This is a genomic window from Lutispora sp. (genome assembly GCF_041687175.1).
In the GTDB taxonomy this organism is placed as follows: Bacteria; Bacillota; Clostridia; order Lutisporales; family Lutisporaceae; genus Lutispora.
This window is the reverse complement of sequence record NZ_JAWLCK010000194.1, coordinates 1-3,494: the sequence shown is the minus strand read 5'-3', so window position 1 is coordinate 3,494 and position 3,494 is coordinate 1. Positions and strand designations below refer to the sequence as shown.

At 35.9% G+C, this 3,494-nt stretch carries 2 protein-coding genes; both read right to left on the bottom strand.

Going from position 1 to position 3,494, the window contains the following annotated elements:
• A partial coding sequence (locus tag ACESM9_RS15070; protein WP_373000587.1) for a cation-translocating P-type ATPase occupies nucleotides 1–2,022 on the bottom strand: 2,022 nt, incomplete at its 3' end.
• Nucleotides 2,023–2,354: 332 nt separating this feature from the next.
• A partial coding sequence (locus tag ACESM9_RS15065; protein ID WP_373000585.1) for an EF-Tu/IF-2/RF-3 family GTPase occupies nucleotides 2,355–3,494 on the bottom strand: 1,140 nt, incomplete at its 5' end.

Below are 3,494 nucleotides of genomic sequence, written 5' to 3'. Positions count from 1 at the left end.
AAATATAACAGCCTTTTTTATGTTTGCATAGATGTTTCTGCCCTCTTCAATTGCATGGACTATAGTTGTAAAATTATCATCTGTCAATATCATATCGCTGGCGCCTTTAGAAACATCAGTGCCAGTGATGCCCATAGCAACACCTATATCTGCATATTTTAACGATGGTGCATCATTTACGCCGTCACCTGTCATTGATACTATATTCCCGTGTGCTTTAAAGGCTCTGACTATCTTTACCTTATGCTCAGGAGATACTCTGGCAAAGACTCTGTAGTTATTAATCTTCTTTGAAAACTCTTCATCTGTCAATTTATCTATTTCAGCACCTGTAATACTCTGATCTAAAGATTCTGCAATGCCAAGTTCCCTTGCTATCGCTACTGCAGTATTTCTATGGTCACCAGTAATCATAACAGGGGTTATTCCTGCTCGTTTTGCTTCCTTTATTGAGTCCTTAACTTCAAGCCTTGGCGGATCTATCATTCCAACAAATCCTAAAATAACTAAGTCTTTTTCCATTTCTTCAGGCTCTATTATATTGTCTACATCTTTATATGCAGCACCAAGAACCCTTAATGCATTGTCTGACATTTCTTCGGCAACTCTTAGGTAATTTTGCTTCATCTCTTCTGTCAGTGGAACTACTTTACCATCTACAAGAGCTCTGGTAGAGATTTTTAAAATATTATCTATTGCACCTTTAGTATGAACCCTGTATTTATCTCCTTCTATATTTAAAGTTGACATCAGCTTTCTATCTGAGTCAAATGGATTTTCGCCAACTCTCTTATGTTTTTCGTTCAGATCCTTTTTAGTAAGATTGAATTTATCACCCATTACCACTAAGGCTACTTCCGTAGGATCTCCTGTGCTTTGGCCATTCTCATAAGTTGCATCAGAACACAAAACAAAAGATTTTATCATTTGAGCTTCATCTTCGTTAGCGCTAAGATTTGTTTCTGTAGCAGGTAAATCCTTCAAATTGTTAAGAGTATAGTATTTAACAACGGTCATCTTATTTTGTGTAAGTGTACCAGTCTTATCAGAACAAATTATATTTACTGAACCAAGTGTCTCAACAGCTGGCAGCTTTTTAACTATTGCATTTATTTTTGACATTCTGGTAACACCTAAAGCTAATACTATAGCAACTATAGCGGCTAAACCTTCAGGTATGGCTGCAACTGCCAAGCTTATTGCAGTTAGGAACATCTCAAACAGATCTCTTTTTTGGAATAAAGCAATTACAAATATGAGAGCACAAATACCTATAGCTAAGAACCCAAGGATTCTGCCTAGTTCGTCTAACCTCTTTTGAAGAGGTGTCATTTCCTCATTATCTTCATCCAGTATTTTTGCTATCTTGCCAATTTCTGTTTCCATAGCCGTAGCTACTACTACACCTTCACCTCTGCCATATGTAGCAAGCGTAGACATGAATGCCATATTTGATCTATCCCCAATTGGTGTCTTTGGATCTTCATGAATATCGTTAGCATTTTTATTTACAGGAACAGATTCACCTGTTAGTGCTGATTCCTCTATCTGTAGGTTTGCACTATCTATTAGTCTTAAATCTGCAGGTATATATCTACCAGCATCTATTATAACAATATCTCCAGGCACTAGTTCCTCAGAACTAATTTCAATTACTTCTCCATCTCTTCTGACCAGGGATTTGGGAGTGGTCATTTGCTGAAGCGCTTCGATAGCTTTTTCAGCTTTGTATTCCTGCACGACCCCTATTACTGCATTGAGAATAACAACTAGAAGGATTATTATGGCATCTACATACTCCCCTATTGCAATAGTTATAACTGTCGCTCCAAGGAGAACATATATCAACATATCCTTTAATTGTTCGAGAAATAGAGAAATTACACTCTTCTTTTTCTTTCCTTTAAGTTTATTTTGTCCATACTTCTCAAGCCTTGCTTTCGCTTCTTCATTGGTAAGACCAACTGAGGGGTTTACATTGAGTTCTTTTAAAGCTTCATCTTGAGATTTTGAAAACCACATTTAATTCACCTCTTCTAATTATTCAGATAAGTTCCATCCATAAACATACACTACTATTATAATCTATTATCGCTGCATTAATCCATGATTTATGTATTCATTAATAACCCCCTTGATAGTTATAATATAAAAAGACCTTTAATATGCATTGATAGAACGCATATTAAAGGTCTTGCACATCCATATGGATCCTGTTGCCAGAAAAAGATATAACCCTTTTCCGTTACTGTTGGCAACATAGCGTGGCGCTACTCCCCTTTAAAATAGAACTGTTTCCTTTATTGTATAAAAAATCTAAGCAATAGTCAATAGAAATGTTAAAATAATAACATTTAGTTCCAAGAACTGATGCTTGGTATATCAGATAATATTAAATCCTTATTCCTTTCTTCAACAGTTCGTATTGACCATTCATTCTGAAATACTAGAACAGGATTATCGTATTTATCCCATAATGTCTTTGTGTCTAATGTGAGTCTAATCTTCTGAGGATCAAAGATTTCTGATACCACCCATCTGATATACTTGAACGGCAAATGTTCAATATTTATATCCGTGCCATATTCATTTTTCAGTCTATACTCCAGAACTTCCAGTTGAAGTATTCCTACAACTCCAACAACCAGTTCATGGGCCATGGAATCTTTCTCGTGAAAAACCTGTATAGCACCTTCCTCTGATAGCTGATCTATACCCTTTATAAATTGTTTCCTTTTCAAAGAGTTCTTAATATATACTCTAGCAAAATGTTCAGGAGCAAAAACAGGAATCCCATCAAACTTAAACTGAGAATCTTTTTCGCATAGAGTATCTCCAATTTTAAATATGCCAGGGTCAAATATTCCTATAATATCTCCAGCATAAGCTTCTTCAATAATCTCCCTATCCTGTGCAAGAAACTGCTGAGGTTGTGTAAGCCTTACCTGTTTTCCTGCCTGTACATGCTTTACATTCATACCTTTTGTAAATCTACCGGAACAAATCCTCATAAAAGCAATTCTATCTCTATGTGTAGGATTCATGTTGGCCTGTATTTTAAAAATAAAGCCTGAAAATAAATTACTTTCTGGATCTATTTCTCCCATGTCTGATTTTCTGGGAAGAGGTGGCGTACTCATCCTCAAAAATTCCTGCAAGAAATTTTCCACACCGAAGTTTGTCATAGCACTACCAAAAAATATAGGGGTCATCTCTCCCTTTAGTACTTTGTTCATATCAAATTCATCTCCAGCCATATCTAATAGGCTTATGTCTTCAATAAGCTTATTATGTGCTTCCTGACCTAGTAAATCGCTAAATATTGAATCTTCAACAGATCTTTTCACCGAAGATACTATACTTTGACCATGATTTCCTCCTGAGAACAACTCCATATGCATCATCTTCCTGTCGTAGATACCTAAGAAACTGCCTGCCAATCTCACAGGCCAATTCATTGGATAGGATTGTATACCTAGTACATTTTCAATTTC